General features: G+C 50.1%; 6 tRNA genes. All 6 read left to right on the top strand.

What is annotated here, in order from left to right:
- Nucleotides 1–2 precede the first annotated feature (2 nt).
- The 6 genes from V6D41_RS21415 (at nt 3) to V6D41_RS21390 (ending at nt 582) form a co-directional block, all read left to right on the top strand.
- Nucleotides 3–78, top strand: a tRNA-Thr gene (locus tag V6D41_RS21415).
- 38 nt (nt 79–116) lie between these two features.
- A tRNA-Lys gene (locus V6D41_RS21410) sits at nt 117–192 on the top strand.
- 6 nt (nt 193–198) lie between these two features.
- Nucleotides 199–281, top strand: a tRNA-Leu gene (locus tag V6D41_RS21405).
- Between the two features lie 40 nt (nt 282–321).
- Nucleotides 322–396 (top strand) — tRNA-Gly (locus tag V6D41_RS21400).
- A 14-nt stretch (nt 397–410) separates the two neighbouring features.
- A tRNA-Leu gene (locus V6D41_RS21395) sits at nt 411–496 on the top strand.
- A gap of 9 nt (nt 497–505) precedes the next feature.
- Nucleotides 506–582, top strand: a tRNA-Arg gene (locus tag V6D41_RS21390).
- Nucleotides 583–601 lie beyond the last annotated feature (19 nt).

Below are 601 nucleotides of genomic sequence, written 5' to 3'. Positions count from 1 at the left end.
TTGCCGGTGTAGCTCAATTGGTAGAGCAACTGACTTGTAATCAGTAGGTTGGGGGTTCAAGTCCTCTTGCCGGCACCACTTTTTATATGGTATAATACTCAAGTCTCTTGTAAGAAGAGCCATTAGCTCAGTTGGTAGAGCATCTGACTTTTAATCAGAGGGTCGAAGGTTCGAGTCCTTCATGGCTCACCACTTTACGCGGGTGTGGCGGAATTGGCAGACGCGCTAGACTTAGGATCTAGTGTCTTTATGACGTGGGGGTTCAAGTCCCTTCACCCGCATTATATAGGATAACAGTTGTAAAAACTGGACATCCTGTCTGCGGAAGTAGTTCAGTGGTAGAACACCACCTTGCCAAGGTGGGGGTCGCGGGTTCGAATCCCGTCTTCCGCTCCAACTATACCATCCACGCCGGGGTGGTGGAATTGGCAGACACACAGGACTTAAAATCCTGCGGTAGGTGACTACCGTGCCGGTTCAAGTCCGGCCCTCGGCATTAAATCTTGCGCCCGTAGCTCAATTGGATAGAGCGTTTGACTACGGATCAAAAGGTTAGGGGTTCGACTCCTCTCGGGCGCGCCATTATTTTAATGGAATAGAC

This window comes from Bacillus sp. 0102A, from assembly GCF_036765155.1.
In the GTDB taxonomy this organism is placed as follows: domain Bacteria; phylum Bacillota; class Bacilli; order Bacillales; family Bacillaceae; genus Bacillus; species Bacillus subtilis_G.
The sequence above is the reverse complement of the archived record's forward strand: the minus strand, read 5'-3'. Positions and strand labels throughout refer to the sequence as shown.